At 47.3% G+C, this 22,124-nt stretch carries 18 protein-coding genes; 11 read left to right on the top strand and 7 right to left on the bottom strand.

Translation table 11 applies throughout. The annotated features are described in order from the left end of the window. Positions 1-3: 3 nt before the first annotated feature. On the bottom strand, positions 4-1,155 hold the full coding sequence (locus A4G20_03650; GenBank protein ID QIW15483.1) for a methionine adenosyltransferase: 1,152 nt from the start codon (positions 1,153-1,155) through the stop codon (positions 4-6). Positions 1,156-1,378: 223 nt separating this feature from the next. Between A4G20_03650 and A4G20_03645 the strand changes: the two genes are divergently transcribed. Beyond that, positions 1,379-2,599, top strand: a complete 1,221-nt coding sequence (locus A4G20_03645; protein ID QIW15482.1) for a hypothetical protein — start codon at positions 1,379-1,381, stop codon at positions 2,597-2,599. A gap of 38 nt (positions 2,600-2,637) precedes the next feature. On the opposite strand, the gene A4G20_03640 is transcribed toward A4G20_03645, so the two are convergent. Then, a complete protein-coding gene (locus A4G20_03640; protein ID QIW15481.1) occupies positions 2,638-3,285 on the bottom strand; it encodes a hypothetical protein in 648 nt (215 codons plus the stop codon). Between the two features lie 293 nt (positions 3,286-3,578). Here A4G20_03640 and A4G20_03635 point away from each other — a divergent pair, with 293 nt between their 5' ends. Next, the gene (locus A4G20_03635; GenBank protein QIW15480.1) at positions 3,579-6,131 is read left to right on the top strand and encodes a hypothetical protein; all 2,553 of its coding nucleotides are present in this window, start codon (positions 3,579-3,581) and stop codon (positions 6,129-6,131) included. A 22-nt stretch (positions 6,132-6,153) separates the two neighbouring features. Here the strand turns inward: A4G20_03635 and A4G20_03630 are convergent, their stop codons facing one another. Beyond that, the gene (locus tag A4G20_03630) at positions 6,154-6,384 is read right to left on the bottom strand and encodes a transcriptional regulator (protein QIW15479.1); all 231 of its coding nucleotides are present in this window, start codon (positions 6,382-6,384) and stop codon (positions 6,154-6,156) included. Between the two features lie 242 nt (positions 6,385-6,626). On the opposite strand from A4G20_03630, the gene A4G20_03625 reads away from it, so the two are divergent. From A4G20_03625 to A4G20_03615, 3 genes are all read left to right on the top strand, one after another. Beyond that, positions 6,627-7,088, top strand: a complete 462-nt coding sequence (locus tag A4G20_03625; protein QIW15478.1) for a hypothetical protein — start codon at positions 6,627-6,629, stop codon at positions 7,086-7,088. Between the two features lie 85 nt (positions 7,089-7,173). Beyond that, on the top strand, positions 7,174-7,995 hold the full coding sequence (locus tag A4G20_03620; protein ID QIW15477.1) for a hypothetical protein: 822 nt from the start codon (positions 7,174-7,176) through the stop codon (positions 7,993-7,995). A 9-nt stretch (positions 7,996-8,004) separates the two neighbouring features. Next, on the top strand, positions 8,005-8,499 hold the full coding sequence (locus tag A4G20_03615; GenBank protein QIW15476.1) for a hypothetical protein: 495 nt from the start codon (positions 8,005-8,007) through the stop codon (positions 8,497-8,499). A gap of 339 nt (positions 8,500-8,838) precedes the next feature. Here A4G20_03615 and A4G20_03610 read toward each other — a convergent pair whose 3' ends face one another. Beyond that, positions 8,839-10,617, bottom strand: coding sequence for a long-chain fatty acid--CoA ligase (locus A4G20_03610; protein ID QIW15475.1), 1,779 nt, complete (start codon positions 10,615-10,617; stop codon positions 8,839-8,841). Between the two features lie 80 nt (positions 10,618-10,697). After that, on the bottom strand, positions 10,698-11,063 hold the full coding sequence (locus A4G20_03605) for a hypothetical protein (protein ID QIW15474.1): 366 nt from the start codon (positions 11,061-11,063) through the stop codon (positions 10,698-10,700). Positions 11,064-11,148: 85 nt separating this feature from the next. Here A4G20_03605 and A4G20_03600 point away from each other — a divergent pair, with 85 nt between their 5' ends. The 5 genes from A4G20_03600 (at position 11,149) to A4G20_03580 (ending at position 19,278) form a co-directional block, all read left to right on the top strand. After that, positions 11,149-13,557 (top strand): hypothetical protein, encoded by a 2,409-nt coding sequence (locus tag A4G20_03600; GenBank protein QIW15473.1) that lies wholly within the window; start codon positions 11,149-11,151, stop codon positions 13,555-13,557. 101 nt (positions 13,558-13,658) lie between these two features. Further along, on the top strand, positions 13,659-14,927 hold the full coding sequence (locus tag A4G20_03595) for an O-acetylhomoserine aminocarboxypropyltransferase (GenBank protein ID QIW15472.1): 1,269 nt from the start codon (positions 13,659-13,661) through the stop codon (positions 14,925-14,927). A 149-nt stretch (positions 14,928-15,076) separates the two neighbouring features. Continuing rightward, entirely contained in the window at positions 15,077-17,041 is a 1,965-nt protein-coding gene (locus A4G20_03590; protein ID QIW15471.1) for a recombinase, read from the top strand. Positions 17,042-17,163: 122 nt separating this feature from the next. Continuing rightward, positions 17,164-17,454 carry a co-chaperone GroES gene (groES, locus tag A4G20_03585; protein QIW15470.1) on the top strand — a complete coding sequence of 97 codons (291 nt, stop codon included), beginning with the start codon at positions 17,164-17,166 and terminating at the stop codon, positions 17,452-17,454. A 177-nt stretch (positions 17,455-17,631) separates the two neighbouring features. Continuing rightward, entirely contained in the window at positions 17,632-19,278 is a 1,647-nt protein-coding gene (locus tag A4G20_03580) for a chaperonin GroL (GenBank protein ID QIW15469.1), read from the top strand. Between the two features lie 67 nt (positions 19,279-19,345). On the opposite strand, the gene A4G20_03575 is transcribed toward A4G20_03580, so the two are convergent. Both A4G20_03575 and A4G20_03570 read right to left on the bottom strand, forming a co-directional pair. Then, positions 19,346-20,227, bottom strand: a complete 882-nt coding sequence (locus A4G20_03575; protein QIW15468.1) for an N-acetylmannosamine kinase — start codon at positions 20,225-20,227, stop codon at positions 19,346-19,348. 1 nt (position 20,228) lies between these two features. Then, positions 20,229-20,924, bottom strand: coding sequence for an N-acetylmannosamine-6-phosphate 2-epimerase (locus A4G20_03570; GenBank protein ID QIW15467.1), 696 nt, complete (start codon positions 20,922-20,924; stop codon positions 20,229-20,231). Positions 20,925-21,156: 232 nt separating this feature from the next. On the opposite strand from A4G20_03570, the gene A4G20_03565 reads away from it, so the two are divergent. After that, positions 21,157-22,110, top strand: a complete 954-nt coding sequence (locus A4G20_03565; protein ID QIW15466.1) for a sodium transporter — start codon at positions 21,157-21,159, stop codon at positions 22,108-22,110. Positions 22,111-22,124: the final 14 nt, after the last annotated feature.

Below are 22,124 nucleotides of genomic sequence, written 5' to 3'. Positions count from 1 at the left end.
GAATTAAAACCCAGCCGCTGAACGCAAAGCTTCCGCCTTGTTGGTTTGCTCCCAAGGGAAGTGTTCACGGCCGAAGTGGCCATAGGCGGCGGTTTCACGGTAGATTGGGCGGATCAGATCCAGCATTTGAATGAGGCCATAAGGGCGTAAATCAAAATGCTCACGCACTAATTTAACCAGCACCTCATTGCTGACCTTACCCGTGCCGAAGGTTTCCACCATAATAGAGGTTGGATCGGCCACGCCAATGGCATAGGAAAGCTGGATTTCACAGCGATCAGCTAGGCCTGCCGCCACAATGTTCTTAGCCACATAGCGGGCAGCATAGGCCGCTGATCTATCTACTTTGGATGGATCCTTACCTGAGAAGGCCCCACCACCGTGACGGGCAGCCCCGCCGTAGGTATCTACAATAATCTTACGGCCAGTTAAACCACAGTCGCCCATTGGGCCCCCAATCACAAAACGGCCGGTTGGGTTGATGAAGTATTTGGTGTTTTGGTTCAGCCACTCGCTTGGCAAAATTGGCTTGATGATCTCCTCCATCACGCCCTCATAAACCTCTTTTTGCGACACGCTTTCGGCGTGCTGGGTCGAAAGCACCACGGCATCAATACCCTTGATCTTGTTGTCTTCATAGATAAAGGTCAGCTGGCTCTTAGCATCTGGGCGGAGCCAGTCTAGCTTGCCTGATTTACGCACCTTGGCCTGTTGCTCCATCAAACGGTGGGCATAGGTAATTGGAGCAGGCATCAGCACCTCAGTTTCATTGGTGGCATAGCCGAACATAATGCCCTGGTCGCCCGCACCCTGCTCAAGCAGGTCGGCCCGATCCACGCCTTGATTGATGTCTGGGGATTGTTTACCAATGGCATTAAGCACTGCACAGGAATGAGCGTCAAAGCCCATATCAGAATGGGTGTAGCCGATGTCGCAAATGACCTGGCGGGTCAGGTTTTCAATGTCCACCCAGGCGGAAGTGGTGATTTCACCACCCACCAAGGCCATCCCCGTTTTCACATAGGTTTCACAGGCCACACGGGCTTTGGGGTCTTGTTTAAGAATTTCGTCTAGGACTGCGTCTGAAATTTGGTCTGCAATCTTATCTGGATGTCCTTCAGACACCGATTCGGAAGTAAATAAGTTAATCGCCATGTTTTCCTCGATTTTGTGATATAAGCAAAAGACAAGCGGCCGGTTTTTGCGAAAATCCTGCAAATTCTGACCGCTTGTACCTAATTGGCTTTAGACGTTTTTCCATCTAGACGTCTATAATATATTTTTTAGGCGGCAAAGACAAATGATTTTTCATATTTCATTTGGCAAAGCCAGATAAATATGTTACTACTTTGTTAAATTCATTCTTAGGAGCAAACCCATGTCATACCAAAATAAGGCCCTCTGCCGAGTGCGGGCCGTTACCCTCTTTCTCTCCCTGACCCAAGACAAGGCCCAATGGCAGGCAGAACTGGCCAAGGCCAAGGCGGAATTTGACCTTCTTGTGCCCGCCCTGCAAAACCAGGGCTACACCGTTCAAACCATTCGGATTGTGACCAATGCCTTTGGCCAATACCTCAATCTGACCAGCCTGGAAACCGCCAAGGCAGATCTGGCCTACCTAAGCCAGCTCCTCCAGGCCATGAATGACAGCGGCTTACGCATTCGTTTTGCCATTGGTGAGGCCAAAACAGCGGAGGAAATCGCCCTCCTGCCAGAGCTGATCGCCAGCTTTGGCGACCTTTGCAATGCCTGTGTCAATATCGCCTTGGACGATAATCAGATCCTCGACAATGCCCAGATTGAACGTTCCGCCCAGGCCATCCAGCAAATCGCCCAATTAACCCCACGGGGCGAGGGCAACTTTAACTTTACCGTCAATTTCAACTGCCAACCCTTTATTCCTTATTTTCCGGCCAGCTACCACAGCAGCGACCTGCCTAACAGCTTTGTGATTGGCCTGGAAACGCCCGATTTGATGGTGGAAGTCCTCAAAAACTTGCCGCAAGATGAGCATAATGCCCGCTTCCATCAGGCCTTTGAGGCCCTTTCCCAGGCCCTGCAATACCATGTGGATGAGGTTCTTGCTGCCCTACAAGCGGTTGAATTATCAGGGAATTTTGCATTTGCCGGCATTGACAGCTCGGCCGCTCCTTCCAAAAATTGTGCCTCCATGGCCACGGTTTATGAGTTGCTAGGCGTGCCTTACTTCGGGGCAGCTGGCACGGTGGAGGCTTCTGCCCTCTTAACTCGGGTCTTTAAATCGGTTAAAAATGTGCCCTTAGTTGGCTTTTCAGGCCTCATGCTGGCTGTTACAGAAGATTTGGGCCTGGCTCAAGGCACGCAGAGGGGAGATTTTGATATTCGGGCCTTGCTGACCTACAGTGCGGTCTGCGGCATTGGGCTAGACACCGTGCCCATTGCAGGCGACACACCTGTGGAGAAAATCACTGCCATCATGCGGGACACCGGCACCATGGCCTTCCGCCTCAACAAACCACTGACGGTGAGGCTCTTCCCCATTCCAGGCAAACAGGCCAGGGAAATGACCGCCTTTGAAAGCGACGACCTGTGTAACTGTCGGATTTTGGCCCTGCCATAAAAACAAACCGCTTATGGTTCACATAAGCGGTTTTATTTTTAACGATAAGGCTGCGTTAAAGGCACTTCAGGATCAGGCTCTTGGGTCATGCGGTTACGCAGGTCACGGCGGATAACCTCAATGGTCCAGAACCAGAAAATATGGCCAACTAATTCAGAAATATGCTCATATAAAGGCCATTCTGCCACAGGCGGGGTCAGGCCTAGGGCCGGGAAGGTGATGTAGTGAACACAGATATTGGCGATGATACCCGCACCAATCCCTTGCCAGAATTTGATTTTCGGGAAGACTTCGGCCACCAAGCAATAACCAATGGCAAAGACCAGGGAGAAAATCATGTGGGTCACGCCAATCCAGTTAAAAGCGTGGTCTGCAAAGGTAAAGGCGGCTTCTGTTGGATCGATGCCGATATAGTCACGCAAGAAAACGTGCGGCGGGTTTAAGAAGGCACGGGAACATTCTTGCAGGGCGATGGCCTTGGCGGCCACCTGGTCTGAGGCGGCATTCATGGCATCTAGCACAGGTTGTGGGCAGGCTGCGGTAAAGAGATCGATTGGGCTGCGTGGTGGGAAGGGGTGTTCAGCGCCCCATTTAACGAAGGCAGAAATAATGCCTGCGATAATCCCGATAAAAACGGCTAAACCAAAGCGGCGACGGCTTGGGTCAGTTTGTTGAAAAATACTCATAGTTGTATCCTCGAAATAAAAAGAAAGCGTTTTCTGCTAAAACGGGTTAGCTGAAAACGCTTGCTATTTTCGTGCTTGCACCTAGCCTTGTCAAACGAAATATACCTCTTAGGTGGTAAAATATTGGTGACAAAGGTTGCTATTTTGTGAACAGATTTTGGGAACATAAAACCTCTCCTGAATGTAAATTTCTCCTCAAAATACCCTTACTATCTTGACACAACGCTATTGTAAGGCTATAAAATGAACACTATTCGTTTCTTAATAATGATTTATTTGTCATGGAGCCTGCTATGAATACTGAATTTGATGCTAAAAAGCACGAACAAATTGACCTCTTATCCGCACAAATTAACTTATTTGATGATCTTCAAACCAATCCTCTTTTTAGTTCAAAAGATTTCCCAGCCCTTGCTCTAGAAGAGCTTTATAAGAAAAGTAAAACCTTACTCAAAAAAGTCAAAAAAGATGAGTTTGAAGTAGCTGTAATTGGGCTTGAAAAGGCAGGAAAATCTACCTTTGCTAACGCTTTGGTTGAAAATAACCTCTTGCCTTCTGCTACAGAACGCTGCACCTTTACCACAACCTGTCTAATGAGTTCAACGGATGGCAAAGATTCTGCTGAGATTTGCTTTTATAGTGAAGAGGAATTTAACCAAAATTTTAGAACAATGTTGTCTGAAGTAAACTATCCCCTTGAACCTGAGCTAACCTATAAAAACCTTGAGCTGGCTGTTTTTGATGCTCATATTGAGAATCTTAAAGTACAAAACCCAGATTTATTTGATTATAAAACCTACATTATTGCAGATATTCGGGATATTTTGAGTACTAAAGAAGATTTGGAACAATTACTAACTGGAAATATTATTACTTTTGATGAAGATAAGATTAGTGATATAGCATTCAAGCATTATATTACAGGTAAAAATGGCAATGTATCTAAACCTCGCAGCGTAAAATATATAAATATATTTTCCTCTAAATTAAAAGAGATGAAAAACATAGTTATGTATGATGTACCAGGGTTTGATTCCCCAACAGAATTACATAAAAAACAAACTAAAGAACGCTTAGAAAATGCTGATGTGATCATTTTAATCACAAATGTTGCCACTAACCCTAGTTTACAAGGAACAACCTTAGATATTTTAATTGAGGGAAAAGATAAAGATGGTATTCCTTTAAAAGATAAACTCTTTATCTTTGGTAATCAACTAGATAGAGTCAATCACATTGAGGAACTGACTAAAAACCGAGATACCTTAGAAAAAGATGTTGAAAAACACCAACTTGCTATTAAAGAACGTGTTTTTGTGGGTTCTGCCCATAAACATTTACGAGATAGAGATATGATTACGGGCGGACATAGTAATATCCCTCTAGAAAATAGCGGGATTGATTCTTTAAGAGAGGCCTTATTTCATTATTATGAAACCGACAGATTTAATATCTTAGAGAAGAATATCAAGCAAAATCTAGAAGCCTTTAAAAAAGAATTAAATTATATCCTCTCTTTTAATTATCGTATTTCTACAGATAAAGAAAGTGCCCTAGATGACATTAAAGATTTAACCAAGGATGAGTTAGAAAATCGCTTTGTTGCACGCCTAAACAAATTTAGAGATGAAGAAAGCACAAAAGAAAAGAGTGGTGTAGATAATCATGAAAATGAAGATATTCAAAAGCTGAAAGCGCTTTTTTCACAAGATGAACTCTTTCAAAAAATAAGAGTAACAGAGGATGATGTTACTAATGAAAACTCCCGTAGCAAAAGGGCAAAAAGCATCACATCTGATGGCACCATTACCTCTGCCCACCTTAATATTAGAAGTGAGAAACAGATTGCCTTGCTCAATAGCTTTAATCACATATTTAAGGATTTTATTAACACAAAATTTGATACGGTACGCAATAATATTATCAATGAAATTGTGCAAGGTGTGTTAGATCTTGAGCGAATCAATCATAGATTCTCCTCTCAAATTCGTAAAGAAGTGGAAATTTTCGTAGATAAGGTGCTGGAAAAAGATGCCTATAATAGTGACAAGCTTGATTATGTTTTTGTCCGCTTCTCGAGAAATTTATTTGATGTGATCTTATATCCAATTGGCGATGATAACCGCTTGGAAAAGGTAGAAAATGCGGCTAAAGATTTCTTAATTTTAGATACCTATTATGCCAGCCAAAAAGGATGCGATGACTTTACTCTCATTAACCTCTTATTGACCCAAGGCCAAGAGGGAGAAAGCCTGTTTAGACGGCTTATTAAAATGGCAAAAGATGAGTATGAGCCTTTCAGTGTTAAGGCTGTGGATACGGTTATTGATTTTGCAGCTAAAAAAGTTGAGAAGGCCAAGGGCCTATTTTCTAACGTAAACCTTTTTAATCGCAATAAAGAAAATGAAGAACAAAATGTCAACCATAGCCAAGATCAAATGGTTGATGCGTTAGCCTCATTCTTTAAACAAACACACCGCTGGCAGATCTTAACTAAAGATGTGAAAAAACTCATTCCTTATATTCCGAAAAGCAAAACGCCTAACGAAATTGCAGAAGAAATCAATAAGGATATAGATATTATTCGAGATATTATGGAAAACAGCGTAGTCTATGCCATGGGCTTGGATATAATCTTATTAAGTAAGTTCCAACGTCAAATTCAATTATTACTTGACAGCCATGCTTACGAATATAATTCCTTGCACTATAATGACTTCAGGCAGTTTATTCGCAATGTGGTCAATATTATTAAACAGGAAGAAATTCAAAATATTGATAGAGTGGTAGAAGAGAACCAGCAAAAACTGGAAATGATCGAAAAAATTAAAGCCTATCTTGGCTAAAGTAACAGAAGTTAGAGGGGCCTTAAATCCGCCCCTCTAATAAATTATCTGTTGTGGTCTTTAGGGCATTGGCGATTTGAACTAGGTTAATGACTGAAATATTGCGTTCAGCCCGTTCGACCATGCCAATATAGGTACGGTGAAGACCAGCAATTTCGGCCAGCTCTTCTTGGGAAAGGCCGGCCTTGATTCTGGTTAGCTTAATGGATAAGCCAAGTTGCTTAAGGAGGGTTTTACGTTCTTGTGCGTTCATTTGGCTAACTTTATAAAAGTCCTTACCAATAAACTACATACTAACTTAGGCTTTTAGATGGGTTTTGCAGTAATCTGCCTGATATTTGTAGAAAAATGCAGACTTTCTAGGCAAAAGACTTGACGGATCGCTAATTTAGCTGTAAATTACATACCCGAAAAGGGGTCCCCTCAATAATCTCATGATTGTTGGGGGGCTTTTTTTTGCCCTGAATTTACCCTCCCACCTTCAAGGAATATGCTATGTCTGAACTCCGTCATCCTAACCCTGAACCCTTTATTCCCAACGACAGAATGTCGCAAATCCTCAAAGAGGTTTTCTATAAAAAGGCCTATTATCACCTTTTCTCGGGCTTTATGTGTTCCAGAGAAGGCAATCTCTTTTATATGGAGAAGGTCTGCATGAAGCCAGACTACCCTTTCTACCTGAGTCTAGATCTCAGCCTAGCCCATCCAGACCTGGCCCTAACCAACCATTTAATCGGCCTGGTTCATCTTATGGGCGAAACCTACGAGCAGCACCTTTTAAGCGGCCAGCCCGATCAACTCCTGCCCATGAACTTCGACAAACCGCCCTATTATTTTGTAGAAGGCTACTGCCTGGCCAGTCTGATGCCTGAATTTCTGCAAATGCTGCTGGTACTGATTAAAGAACTGGCTCTTTATGAAAAAGCCACCACGGCCAATCCTGAAGATAATTTGTAAATTTTGTTGATTTTGTATATAAAACGCACTTTAATGAAGACTATATATATCTTTTTAAACACTATAAATATCCAAGGAGTTTACCATGAAGAAAACCCTAGCCCTTGCAGCCCTTTCCCTCTCCCTTGCCTCCTGTGCGGAATTAACAGGCCTGATGAATAATTTATCCTCAGGTGCTTTTCTGCAAGAAAAAGCGCCCGTTTCTTTGAGTAAGCAGCAGTTTGCGGAGCGTTATGTTAAGGGAGATATGGAATATAAAATAAAAGATATAAAAACCAGCCAAGGAGAAAAGCGTTATTTACTTGTTTTAGGTGAGCCATTTAATGCGGAAATTTATACCTATGTCTTTGATAAGGTTGGCGATCAATGGGTACTAGGGGCAAATGGTACAATAGCAGGAGCGGAAAATAGTGCTTTCAGTGGCGATAATATTGAAGCAGAAATTATTAGTCTAGGTAAAGAACAACAAGGTTTTAGGATCATATCTAGCTCAGGAGGTTCTGGAGGCCGCAGTTCTAAGATGGGGATTATTTATGATAGTAAATCAGAAATGAAAATTATCCCTGGCTGTTTCAGTGAGGACTGGCAAGATTCTTACACGGTTGTCAAATGCACTGCTAAAATCAATACAAAATCAAAAATGACAGAGGGTTATTACCCGATTGAATACCATTATACTCTCACAAAATATAAACCATATACCGAAGGATCAGGCGCAGAGGCTTGGGATAAACGTAAAGTGCTTGCTAAACGAACTGGCAAGGTGTTAGTTGAGTTCAACTCAGCCAGCCAAAGTTATGTTTTACCAAGTCAATTCCAAACGGTTTTTATGAAATCAATTCAAGAGGAAGATACTAATGGTAATAAAAACGCCTATAGCGACTTATGGAACTACTTTAAAAAATAGGCGGCTAACATGAAAAAGATACTCTTAGCCACTGTCCTTGGCCTTACCCTGGCAGGCTGTGCCGAACTTAGCCAGCGCCCTGGCCTTTTAGGGGCGATTTCTCGGGCGGTTGAACAATCAAGAATGCTTTCTTTTCCTCAAGCCTTTAGGGGGTATTGGGTGAAAGATAAGGCAAATATTGGACATTGTAATGATAAATATCGTATGTGGGAAATTCTTTACCGAATTGAAGAAAAGGCCATTTATATTGGGGCGGTTGGCCACACCTCCATTATTCCTACGCATTTTAGTGAAATCAGTGAAACCACCTTTACAGGGGTTTATGAGGCCTATGATTCGGATGAAACAGGTTATGATGATCCTACAATAAATCGCCAACCTGAAATTAGTTCTGTTCAAGGCAGGGTGATCAATCAAAATACGCTTGAAATGCGTTTTCGTGACAGTAAACCTTTTAAGCTCTATCGTTGCTTGGTTAAAAAGCCATCCTATATTGAGGATTGATCTAGAGGCTGTTGATAATTCGGAAAAATTTGCGGTTGTCGTGATCTTTGATTGTCTAGAGATGTGCTTCCCCTCTTTAGCAAAGAGGGGTTAGGGGAGATTTGGCAGTAGTGATAACGGAGTGAAGGAATGATTAGTCAGAAATTAGTTTGTTTTTTCTCCGAAAATAGCCCTTTCGTTGCTATTTCTTCTGCCAAATCTCCCCCTGCCCCTCTTTGCTAAAGAGGGGAGTGGATCTCAAAGGTTTTCACTTTCCTCTTTTCTAACAAGCAATTTTCTTGAATTATCAACGCCCCCTAAAAACCCGCTTGCCTATAACAAGCGGGTTCATTTCAAAAGTTAGCTATACATGGCCTCAATCTGCGCCTTATAGCGCTCAAAAATCACCTTTCTTCTCAACTTTAATGTTGGGGTAATTTCTTCCATTTTGGTGGTAAAGGCTTGGGGCAGGAGGGTGAATTTTTTGACCTGCTCAAAACTTGGCAACTCCTGCTGCAATTCGTTGATCCGCTTCTCAAAGAGTTGGATGATTTCCGAATGCTTAATCAATTCCAAGCGGTCTTGGTACTTGATATTGAGCTGTTTGGCGTATTCTTCTAGGCTATCAAAACAAGGCACAATCAGGGCCGACACATACTTCTTGGCATCGGCAATCACCGCAATCTGCTCAATAAACTTGTCCTTGCCAATCTTGCCCTCAATGTACTGCGGGGCGATGTACTTGCCGTTGGAGGTCTTCATCAGCTCCTTAATGCGGTCGGTGATAAAGAGGTTGCCTCTCTCGTCCATCTCGCCTGCATCGCCTGTTTTGAGGAAACCATCTGCGGTAAAGGCTGCGGCGGTTTCTTCAGGCTTCTTGTAGTAGCCCTTCATCACCATGCCACCCTTGACCAAAATCTCGTTGTTCTCGCCAATCTTCACCTGGGCATTAGGCATAAGGGTGCCGATGGAATGCGGGTTAAAATCGCCCTCGGCCCAGCAGGAAACCGTGGCACAGGTTTCGGTCATGCCGTAGCCTAGTTTAACGTTTACTCCAATGGCCTGGAAAAATTGACCAATAGTCGGTTCTAAGGTGGCGCCGCCACAAGGCATCATGCGGATTTTTCCGCCCAGCAAGGCCCTTAATTTGGACAGCACTAACTTATCGGCCAGTTGGAACTGTTTTCTAGCCCACCAAGAGGGATTTGCAGATTGTTTATATTTTTGACCCGCTTGAATGGCCCAGTTAAAGAGGGCACGGCGGTGGATTGGGGCCTTTTGCACCTTGTCCAGCACGGCGGTGTAGATTTTTTCATAGAGCCTTGGCACAGCACACATGAGGGTAGGTTGCAATTCGGTCAAGGCAGATCGTACCTCGTTGGTGTCTTCCAAATAGCAGTTTACCGCCCCACGGTGCAGCACATAGGCAATCCAGGCCCGTTCAAAAATATGGGAAAACGGTAGGAAGGAGAGGGAGCTGTCCTGGTGGTCAATATGGGGCAGGGCCAGGTCGTGGGCTTCTAGCTGGTGGGCCAGGTTGGCATAGTCCAACATCACGCCCTTTGGCTCGCCCGTGGTGCCGGAGGTGTAGATAAGGGTGAAGAGATCGTTTAGGTTTTTGTCGGCCAAACGCTGGTCTAATTGAGCCTGAAATTGACTTGAACCTAAGGCTACAAAGTCCTGCCAGCTACAAACCAAGCTATTTTCAGGGCAGACAAGCGGTTTCATCAGGACAATTTTTTGCAAAAGCGGGCAATTATCAGCAATGCTAAGGGCGGCTTCTAGCTGTTCTTGGTCGCCCACAAAGAGGATCTTAATGTCGGCATTGTTGATGATAAATTCAGCCTGCTTGGCCGTGTTGGTGGCATAGATGGGCACGGTTACGGCACGGATTTGCAGGGCGGCAATGTCGGCAATAGTCCAGTTGGGCATATTGTGGGCGAAGATGCCGATCTTATCCTGCACGCCAATCTGGCAGGCTAAGAGGGCCAGGGAAAGTTGATCGATCTGGGCCTGGAAGCTGGCCCAGGAAATATCCTGCCAACTATTCCCTACCTTATGGCGTAGGGCAGGAAGGTTAGCCTGCTTGGCGGCTTGTTGGCGTACACGGTTTACAAAATGAAGATCGAGGGTTTGCATAGACGCTTGTTTTCCTTCTTATTTTTCAGCTTACAAGTGTTCGCTAATATAAGGCTTTCAAGAAGAAAAATCTAGCAAATTTAGGGCTTAATGGTCTTAATTTTGAAGAAAAAATACCAATACTGAACTAAAATCACCAAGACCATGGCAATCTTGCCGCCAATATGGGGCAGGGCATAGACGGCAAAAAAGCTAAAAGGGGTGGAAACCAGCAGGATGGTCAGTTTCTGCTTCATGGTCATGGCTCGGTTTTGATCGTAGTCCTTGAGGTATTTTTGATAGACCTTGGTGCCCATAAACCAGGCTTGCAGGCGGGGAGAGCTACGGCTAAAAAAATAAAGGGCCAGCAGCAAAAAAGGCGTGGTTGGTAGGCCTGGCGTTGGGATGCCAATCAGGCCCAGGCCGAAAAAAATAAAACCGAGACAAATATAAACAGGCTTCTTCATTGCAAAGGGAAATTAAACAAGATAAAGTGGCGATATTATGCTGATTGAGAATTGATTGCAACCATTATAGGCAAGAGGAGGACAGATGTTTTCTGCTTTAACCCATCAAAATTGGCCAGGCTACCTAAAATTCCTGCTGCTCACCCTTGGGGCTGGCTTGTTTTCCAGCGGCATCATCACTTGGCTGGCGGCCAACTGGGACTATTTTTCAGATGCCGAAAAGATTTACGGTATGCAGGCCTTGCTGCTGGCTCTTGCCCTTTTAAGCGCTTGCTTCTACGCCCGAGGGCAAAAGGCCTATGCCAAGGGGGCGAGTTTTGTCTTGTCGGTGGCCATTGGCGGGCTTCTAGCCTTGGTGGGCCAAACCTACCAAACAGGGGCCAATGCCTGGCAGCTCTTTGCCCTTTGGTCGGTGTGTCAAATCCCACTTCTGATCCTCTTGCCTAATCTGCCTGCTTTCTTACTCTTTATCGCCACCTCCCATGCCAGCATAGATTTATTTTATCCCGCTTTAGGCCAAACCGCCTTTTTCTATGCCGCCTTGTGGAGCTTTACCTTCTTGGCCCTAAGCGAATATAGCCGTGCAGCCTTGCGGGATGAGCGCCATCATATTCTGCCCAAGGTTTTACTGGCGCTTGGCTTGGGTCACCTTTTATTGGCTCTAGTTGCTCTGCCCTTTAACAGCTCGCTTGATGGCTTGGGCTATCTTGGCAGCTGGGCCTGGGTGGGCTGCCTGATTTTTTATTACAAAAATAAGCGTTTCGACTTCATCAATTTAAGCCTGTGCTTGGTTTATATGGTGCTTTCCAGCAACTTCTTTTTACTGGATCTCACCTTTAATAAAAACGGCACTGAAATGGGCTTGGTCTTCAGCTTCTTCTTCCCTGCCCTGATGGCACTTGGCTCCTTTTTCCTGCTGGCCCATTGGTTTAAGCAAAAGCATCAAGTGGAAAGTAAGCTTATGTCTTGGGGCCTAACCCTTATCTTGTTCTGGGCCTTGCTCATGGGGCTAGGGACACTGCTTGCCCTTTTATTCTTGGGCCTGGAAGAAGAGGGCATTTTGGCTTCCAGTCTCTTATGTTTCATCTTGAGCCTGGTTCTCTATCGCAAGGAAAGAGGCGGCCAACTTAGCCCAATTACTCAACATATTCTTGGTTTTTTCCTCCTCTTAAGCTATAGCTTTTATTTTATCTATTTCTTCTTTGAAAACGGGCAAATAAACCTGCTGGCCCTGCTCCTGGGCAGCCTGGTGATGGCTTATTTTTATGTCAAACGCCCAAGCCCTTGGTTTCGGGTCGCTTCTGCCTTTAGCCTGTTGGCCGTTTGGTATATTTATATTGATACCGAAATTTTCACCAATGTTTATGCCCTCTATGGCTACTACACCCTCCCCCTCTTAAGCCTGGCCCTCTTTGCCTTGGGAGCCAAACGCCAGCCAGCTCTCTCCTTCCCTCTAGCCTGGGCCTGCTGGATCTTTGTCGTCTTGATGAATTGGAATGAAACCCTCCTCCAATCCTCAAGCCAGCTGGCTTTAGGCCGTGAAATCTATAGCCTGCAAGATATGTTTTATATTCTTATCGGCAGAAATTTAGAGGGCTTCACCCCCTCCCTGCCTTGGCTGGGCTATCTGGCTCTCTGCCTTGCTCCCCTGCTGATTTTTTGGCTTAACAGCCACAAACAGAGCCTAGGGATCTTGGCCTATATCGCCCTCAGCCTGCTTTGGCTTTTGACTGCCCTGGGCTTTATTGCCTCTGGCCAAATCCTCTTTTATGTGGCCCTACTCCTGCTGGCCTACCGTTTAAACCAGCGCCTAGTGCTGATCTTGGCTCTAGCCTGCCTGGTGCTAGAACTGGGGCTTTACTACTATTCCCTGGCTATCCCCCTGCTCTATAAGGGCATTTCCCTTATCCTGTATGGCCTGCTCTTTCTCATCAGTAGCCTCTTTTTGCCAGCCCAAAAAGCAGCCTCCAACCCTGTTCCAGCTCCAAAAGCCGGTTGGCAAGTGCCGAGTGCCATCTTGGCCCTGGGTTTGGCTGTTTTGGGCTTGGTTAATTACAAGGTTCATCAGTTTGAGGATATTTTAAGCAGCGGCCAGCCTGTGATTTTGAAAATCGCCCCAGTCGATCCCCGCTCCCTTATGCAGGGCGACTATATGATCTTAAACTACCAAATCTTGAACGAGATACAAGATGAGATGTATCAGCAGAACCTGACAGGTTCGCTCTATGCCCTGGTTCAAACCGACCAAGCCGGCCTGGCCAGCTTCTGCCGTTTAAGTGCAGAAGAACCCAGCAATTTTACCGGCTGCCAGCCAGGGGTTTACCTGCCCATCAACACCTTCCACCACAACCAGCCCCGCCTGCCCAGCCAGGATTATTTCTTTGCCGAAGGCCTAGGGGAATATTATGCCCAAGCAGAATATGCGGAATACCGTTTTAAGGAGGGCAAGCTCCTCTTAAAGGGCTTGTTGGACAAGAATTTGAAGCCTCTCTAGATTTGCAAGTTTTTCGGCCATTTGCCCCGCTTGTTGGCTTGCATTAAGGTGCAAGCCTTGTACAATCTAAGGGTTTATCATCAACATCAAAAGGAGAACCTATGCAATTTGAAACCCAGTGCCTGCACGCAGGCTATAGCCCAAAATCGGGCGAACCCCGTGTTGCCCCTATCGTGCAAAGCACTACTTTTACCTATGATTCGGCCGAGGACATCGGCGATCTCTTCGACCTGAAAAAAGCCGGCTTTTTCTACACCCGCCTGGCCAACCCAACCACCAATGTGGTGGAGGAAAAGCTAACCGCCCTTGAAGGCGGCGTGGGTGCTTTATGCACCTCTTCAGGCCAGTCTGCCATTTTCTATGCCCTCTTAAACCTGCTTGAAGCCGGCGATCACTTTATTTCCTCTACCTCAATTTACGGCGGCACCTACAACCTCTTCGCCCACACCTTTAAGAAAATGGGCATTAGCGTAACCTTTGTTGATCAAAGTCTGCCTTTGGAAGAGCTAGAAAAAGCCATTCAACCTAACACCAAGGCCATTTTCGGCGAAACCGTGGCCAACCCTGAATTGCGGGTGCTAGACATTGAAAAATTTGCCCAGCTGGCCCAAAAGGCCCAGGCCCCGCTTTTAATTGACAATACCTTTGCCACCCCTTACTTCTGCCGGCCTTTTGACTTTGGAGCCAATATTGTGATTCACAGCACCACCAAATACTTAGACGGCCACGCCGTTGCCATGGGCGGTATCGTTATTGATGGCGGCAACTTCGACTGGCACAGCGGCAAGTTCCCCGCCTTTACCCAGCCTGATTCAACCTACCACGGCCTGGTCTATACCGAAGCCTTTGGCCCAGCGGCCTATATCATCAAGGCACGAGTCCAACTTATGCGGGACTTAGGTGCTACACCTGCACCGCAAAACAGCTTCCTGCTCAACCTAGGCCTTGAAACCCTGCCTTTACGGATGCAGGCCCACTATAGCAATGCCCTGGCTGTGGCCCAGTTCCTAGAAGCACATCATTTAGTTGCAGGCGTAAACTACCCAGGCCTAAGTAGCTCGCCAGATTATGCCCTCAAGGAAAAATACCTGCCAAATGGCCTATGTGGCGTGATTTCCTTTGAAATTAAGGGCGGGCGTGAGGCAGCCGCCAAGTGGCTCAATGCTCTGAAGCTGGTTTCCCGTGAAGTCCACGTGGCCGACATCCGCACCTGCGCCCTCCACCCAGCCACTTCCACCCACCGCCAAATGAGCGAGGAAGAACTGGCCAAGATCAACATTTCCCCTGGCCTGATCCGCATTTCGGTTGGGATTGAGAATGTACAAGATATTTTGGCAGACCTTGAGCAGGCTTTTGCTAGGTTGGCTTAAACCTCGTTGATCTTCACATCAACCTCTGTAGCGTGGGCTAAAGCCCACGCTACGGTCTAAGATTCTCAATAATCGACTAAAAAACCGCCACCCCTTGCCCTCTTGCCCTGCATACCTTATGATCACTCCCTTTTCAACTCGGAGCGATCATGTCAAATACGACCTTAGAAAAAAATCTGATTCCCCAGCTGGCCTCTTATCTTGAGCAAAATGATGCCTTTGGCCTGCTCAACGCCCTTTGCCAGTGGTTACGCTCAGGCGAGCCTGAACAAGCGGGGCAAAAATTGCAAGTTTTTGCAAGCGGCCTGCGTGATAGCCCTGAATTGGGTCAGGCGGTGGCCAGCCTGCTTTGTCGTTGGCTCTGCCAGATTCGGCTCTATCCGCTCTTGGTCAGCAGCGGTATTTTGGCCCGTCACGGTTTTGGGCGGGAGATGCGTAATCGCCTTTATGATAAGTTCAACCCAGCCTTTAAAGACACCCAGGACTTGCGTGATGTCTTCTTCCTACTCTTTTGCGATCGTGACGATGAAAAGTGGCTGGATGCCCTGTCCAACCGTGACTGGCTGACCTTTTTCAGCACGCTTGATGATCTCACCAACGAGCAGGACAAGCAGTGGCTGCAAGATCACCTGGAACACGAGGGCCTTTACGCCATCAAAATGCTGTCCATCTGGATTGCAGCTGAGGAGCTGGAGCCTGAGCTAATTCGGCTGGAGCCACAGCTGCTCAATGCCCACTCCCCTTTTGTTGCCCTGCAAGGCGAAATTTCCCTCTGGCTTGAAGCCCGTAAGGCTGGCCAGGATTATGATGATGCTCATATTGCGGTCATGTTTGAGCAGTGCCGAGATCTGATCGAACGCCTGCACAAGCGTGGCTCAACGGCTGGTTCTTCCTTGGGTGTGGCCTATCTTTTAGAACGCCTGAGCCAAACCTTGGAGCGGCTGGCCATGCTGATGGAGATCTTCGCCAAGCCCGAGCTTTCACGCCCCCATGTGCTGCATGCGGCCAAAATCTTTGCCAAGGCGGCCGCCAACCAACACAGTGCCACCGACATTATGCGCCAGAGCGTGAAAATGCTCTCCCGCAGCATTACCCAGCACACCAGCGATCACGGCGAGCATTATATTACCCGTGATAAAAAGGAATATTTTGGCATGTTTTTCTCAGCCGCAGGCGGCGGGGTGATTATTGCCTTGATGGCCCTCTTTAAGATTTACCTGGGCGGGATCATTGATGATAAGGTCTGGAAAGGCCTGGCCGAGGGCTTAAATTATGGCCTGGGCTTTACCCTGATCTTTATGCTGCATTTTACCGTGGCCACCAAACAGCCTGCCATGACGGCCGCCCGCTTTGCCGAAGCGGTCGAACGCAACCCACAAGGGCGGGCGGTGGATATGAAGCTGGCCCAACTCTTGGTGGACGTACTGCGTTCGCAAAGCATTGCAGTCTTGGGTAATGTGATCATCTCGGTCAGCCTGGCCGCCGCCATCGCCTATGGCTACGCCCATTACACCGGCATGGCCTTGCTTGATAAAGAGGAAATCGCCTACCAATTAAGCTCCATCGACCCAACCAAGGGCACACTTTGGTTTGCGGCCATTGCGGGTGTGTGGCTCTTCTGTTCGGGCATTATCTCGGGCTTTTTCGACAACCGCAGCAACTACCTCAACACCCGTATGCGCCTGCGTCAGCACCCCTGCCTCAAACTGCTTATGACTGAAAACATGCGGGGCAAATTTGCCGATTATTTGCATAACCATATCGGCTCGATTGTGGGTAACTTGGCCTTTGGTATGCTCTTGGGCGTAACCGGCATTATCGGCTACTGGCTGGGTCTGCCGCTAGACATCCGCCATGTGGCTTTCTCCTCTGCCAATGTGGGCTATGCCATTATCAGCGGCTCCCTGGGCTGGGCTATATTCTGGCAGTCTCTGGCCTTTGTGCTGCTGATTGGTATAGTGAACTTGATTGTCAGCTTCTCCCTGACCCTCTGGGTGGCCCTGCGTTCCCGCAACACGGAAATTGACAGCTGGTGGGCCATCATCAAGTGTGTGGGTGAAATTGCTAGAAAACGGCCACTTAGCCTCTTCCTGCCTTTTCAGCTGAATAAATAGGCAACAAAATCGCTTTATGGCTCACATAAGGCGATTTTTTTTATTTTCGCCCTTGAAAGGCGTAAAACCGCCCCTACATAGAAGCTCGTTTTGATAACATTTTATTTACAGGAGCAATTCTCATGGCAATTCATCCATTACACGATAAAGTAATCTTAAAACGTGAAGAAGTAGAAACCAAGTCCGCCGGCGGTATCGTTTTAACCGGCTCGGCCGCCACCAAGTCCACCCGTGGTAAGGTGATTGCGGCCGGCCCTGGCCGTATCTTAGAAAACGGTTCTGTTCACCCAATGCACGTTAAGGTTGGCGATGTGGTTATCTTCAATGAAGGCTACGGCGTGAAAACCGAGAAAATCGACGGCGAAGAGGTCTTGATTTTAGCTGAAAGCGATATTTTGGCGATTGTGGAGTAATTCCCGCTCTCTTACTTCCCTCCACCCGCTTGCGGGGGAGGTGCCGAAGGCGGAGGGGGGCAAGCGGTCTAAACTGCGAAAAAATTTGCAAATCCCCCTCAGCCCTTTGGGCAGCTCCCCCGTAAACGGGTGGAGCGAAAACATCTCATTTCATATTGATTTCAAAAGGAACAAAAAATGGCAGCAAAAGACGTAAAATTTGGTAACGACGCCCGTTCAAAAATGTTAAACGGCGTAAATATCTTAGCCGATGCAGTAAAAGTGACCCTAGGCCCCAAAGGCCGTAACGTGGTTTTAGACAAGGCCTTTGGTGCCCCAACCATCACCAAAGACGGTGTATCTGTGGCTCGTGAAATCGAATTAGAAGATAAATTCGAGAACATGGGTGCCCAAATGGTAAAAGAAGTGGCTTCAAAAGCCAATGATGCCGCAGGTGACGGTACAACAACTGCAACCGTACTGGCCCAAGCCATTGTAAACGAAGGCTTAAAGGCCGTGGCCGCGGGTATGAACCCAATGGATCTTAAACGTGGTATCGACAAGGCTGTAACGGCTGTAGTGGCTGAACTCAAAACCCTGTCTAAACCGTGCGAAACTTCAAAAGAAATTGAGCAGGTGGGTACCATCTCTGCCAACTCTGACGAAACTGTGGGCCGTTTAATCGCTCAGGCCATGGAAAAAGTAGGCAAAGAAGGCGTAATCACTGTTGAAGATGGCACAGGTTTAGAAGATGAGTTAGACGTGGTTGAGGGTATGCAGTTCGACCGTGGCTACCTCTCACCATACTTCATCAACAAGCCAGAAGCTGGCAATGTGGAATTAGACAGCCCTTACATCCTCTTAGTGGACAAAAAAGTGGGCAACATCCGTGAAATCCTGCCTGTGCTTGAAGCCGTGGCTAAAGCGGGTAAACCCTTACTTATCATCGCTGAAGACATCGAAGGCGAAGCCTTGGCAACCTTGGTTGTGAACAATATGCGTGGTATCGTCAAAGTGGCTGCTGTTAAAGCCCCTGGCTTTGGTGACCGCCGTAAGGCCATGCTTCAAGACATCGCTATCTTGACTGCGGGTACTGTGATTTCTGAAGAAATCGGTATGGAGCTTGAAAAAGCCAGCATTGAAGAGCTTGGCCAGGCCAAACGTGTGGTGATTTCTAAAGACAACACCACCATCATTGATGGTATCGGTGATGAAGGCCAAATCAAGGCCCGTATTGCCCAAATTCGCCAACAAATCGAAGAGTCTACTTCTGATTACGACAAGGAAAAACTCCAAGAGCGTGTGGCTAAATTAGCAGGCGGTGTGGCTGTGATCAAAGTGGGTGCAGCAACCGAAGTGGAAATGAAAGAGAAGAAAGACCGTGTGGACGATGCCCTCCATGCCACCCGTGCAGCGGTGGAAGAAGGCGTGGTTGCCGGCGGCGGTGTGGCCCTTGTGCGTGCAGCCAGCAAGGTGGCTGACACCCTTAAAGGCGATAACGAAGAGCAAAATGTCGGTATCCGCCTGGCCCTGCGTGCCATGGAAGCCCCACTTCGTCAAATCGTGACCAACGCTGGCGAAGAGGCCTCAGTGGTAGCCCGCAACGTCAAAGACGGCAACGGCAACTACGGCTATAACGCAGGCACTGAGCAATACGGCGATATGCTGGAAATGGGTATCTTAGACCCAACCAAGGTCACCCGTTCAGCCCTCCAATTCGCAGCCTCTATTGCAGGCCTGATGATCACCACTGAATGTATGGTGACCGACCTACCGAAACCAGAAAAAGCAGACCTAGGCACTGCTGGCATGGGCGGTATGGGTGGCATGGGTGGTATGATGTAATCCCTCCCCCAAGATAGACAAAGGGCTAGGTTAAACCTAGCCCTTTTGTTTTGTCTACTTATAGCATTTAGGCCTGCTCTGCCCACCAAGCGGCCCCAATCAAGCCCGCATCTTGGGCATAATGGGCCAAGACGATTTCAGGGGAGTAGATTTTTGGCATTTGGGCCAATAAGTGTTTCACCCGCTCCACATAGCCTTGGGCCAAGCCCACACTGCCACCCAGGGCAATGCACTCAATGTCTAGGCTGATGGTTAAATCAGCAATCAGGTTAGCAATGGCTTTTGCAGATTTATCCACTAAATCAGCCGCTTGTTGGTCGCCCGCACGGAAGCGTTCAAAGACCTCTGGCGGATCGCAAGGCTGTTCCCACTTGGCTGCCTCTCTGGCAATGGCTCGACCAGCGGCCACCGCTTCCACACAGCCTACCCGGCCACAGCCACAAACCTCTCCATTGGGATCTGCCAAGGAATGGCCGATATGGCCTGCCACCCCGTTTTGGCCAGTGAAGAGCTTACCATCTAAGATAATGCCGCCCCCCACGCCTGTGGACACTGTGATAAAGGCAAAATTTTTGACCTTTTGGCTGTCTTGGCCTAGATATTCAGCACAGGCCGCCGCCTGGGCATCGTTCATCAAATAAAGGGACTTGTCTGTATGCTTTTCAATGCTCTCTTTAAGCGGGAAAAAGGCCAGATTACCCAAGTTTTTGGGGTTAAGGGCGGTTAAGATCCCGTCTTGGATAATGCCAGTGGAGGCCACCGATACTTTATCAAAGCGGCCTGCAAACTTGGCTAAAACCTGGGTTAAGGCAGCATCTAAGGCCTCTGCCGTTGGGTTTTGTGGCGTGTGAATTTGGGTGCGATCAGTAATTTTCACCTCTGCACCCAGCTCCACCAAGGCGGCAGCAATCTTGGTGCCGCCAATATCAATGGCTAAACAAGCGGTCATTTTAGCCCCCTTTTTTGCGATTTTCGATGGCTCCTACAAACCAGCTAACAATGTGTTCTAAACGGGTCAAGGCCGAACCCACGGTAACTGCGTAAGCCCCGTTCTCAATGGCCACAGCGGCCAGTTCTGGTGTGTTGTAACGGCCTTCAGCCATCACACGGCAACCCTTGGCCACTAAATCACGCACCAGCTGCACATCAGGATCAGCCGGGATTTCCCCGCCTGTATAGCCAGACATGGTGCTGCCAATTAAATCCACGCCCAGCTCTTGGCAGTAAAGGCCTTCTTTGAGGTTAGAACAGTCGGCCATAGACATGGCACCCAGCTCTTGAATACGTTTTACACAGGCCTCAATGGTGGTTGGACGCACACGGTCTGTGCCGTCAAAAGCGATAATATCGGCACCTGCTGCATAGAGATCGTCAATGTCTTGTAAGAAAGGGGTAATGCGTACAGGGCTGTCTGGCAGATCACGTTTGACAATGCCAATAATAGGCACATCTACGGCTGCACGGGCAGCTTTGAGGTTGTCAATACCCTCAATCCGCAGGCCTGCTGCACCGCCAATCACCGAGGCCTTGGCCATGGCGGCCACAATTTCAGGCGAGTCCATAGGGCCATCATCAACAGGTTGGCAGGAAGAAATTAGTCCATTTTCAAGTTGTGCTAAAATTTGTTCTCTCGTTAATCTTGACATAAAAACTCCAAATGTTTTGGCTATAAAGAAGAATGGCTCCAAGGTTAATACCCAAGCCCCAAATATGCAAGTAAATAAAGGAAAAAATGAGAGGTAGATCAAAGTTTTTTTGCTGATTCAAGCAAGACAGACCTTTGTTTATTTTCCTCATAAATTTTCACTTCCCCCCTTTATTTTCCCCCACACTTGGGCTAGTCTTTACACTCTTTTAACAAAAACAACAGGAAGCCCTATGCAAGCCCTTTTAAAATTCACAAACTTTGTCAGCAAGACCTTCGCCATTTGGGTGGTGGTGTTTGCTCTTTTAGCAGGCGCCATGCCTGAAACCTTTAAGCCCTTGGTTAAATGGATTCCCTATTTACTGGGCATTGTCATGCTGGGCATGGGTTTGACCCTAACCTTTAAGGACTTCGGCGAAGTCGCCAAAAACCCTAAGGCTGTGGCCATTGGTGTCGTCGGCCAATTCGTTATTATGCCAACCGTAGCCTTTGCCCTGGCTCATGCCTTCCATCTTGAACCTGACTTGGCCATTGGCGTTATCTTGGTCGGCTGCTGCCCAGGCGGCACTTCATCCAATGTGATGACCTTCTTGGCCCGTGGTAACACAGCCCTGTCCGTGGCCTGCACCACCATTTCCACCCTCTTGGCGCCGATTTTAACTCCGGCCATTTTCTATCTTTTCGCCAGCCAGTGGATCGAAATCGACCCAACCAATATGTTTATCTCCGTGGTGCAAATGGTCTTGGTGCCGATCTTTATCGGCGTGCTTATTCGCTCTATTTTCAAACAAAAAATCGACCAATTCAGCCAAACTATGCCCCTGGTTTCCGTGATTTCCATCATCTTAATCGTAATGGCGGTGGTAGCAGTCAGCAAGGACAGAATTATCGCCTCTGGCCTCCTAATTTTTGCCGTGGTGGTGCTGCATAACGTGATCGGCTATGCCATTGGTTACGGTTTCGCCCGCCTCTTTAAAAATTCCCTCTACGACAGCAAGGCCATTTCCATTGAAGTGGGTATGCAGAACTCTGGCCTAGGCGTCGCCCTAGCTGCCCTGCACTTTAAGGCCAATCCTGTAGTGGCTGTGCCAAGTGCGGTCTTTAGCTTCTGGCACAATATTTCAGGCCCGATTTTGGCCATGATTTTTGCCTCCATGAAGGATAAAGAAGCGGCTGACAAGCGGTAAAAATCAGGCGATTT

It is taken from the genome of Pasteurellaceae bacterium RH1A (assembly GCA_012221805.1).
Classification (GTDB): domain Bacteria; phylum Pseudomonadota; class Gammaproteobacteria; order Enterobacterales; family Pasteurellaceae; genus RH1A.
Note: the sequence above shows the minus strand (reverse complement) of the source record. Positions and strands in the feature narration are given on the sequence as shown.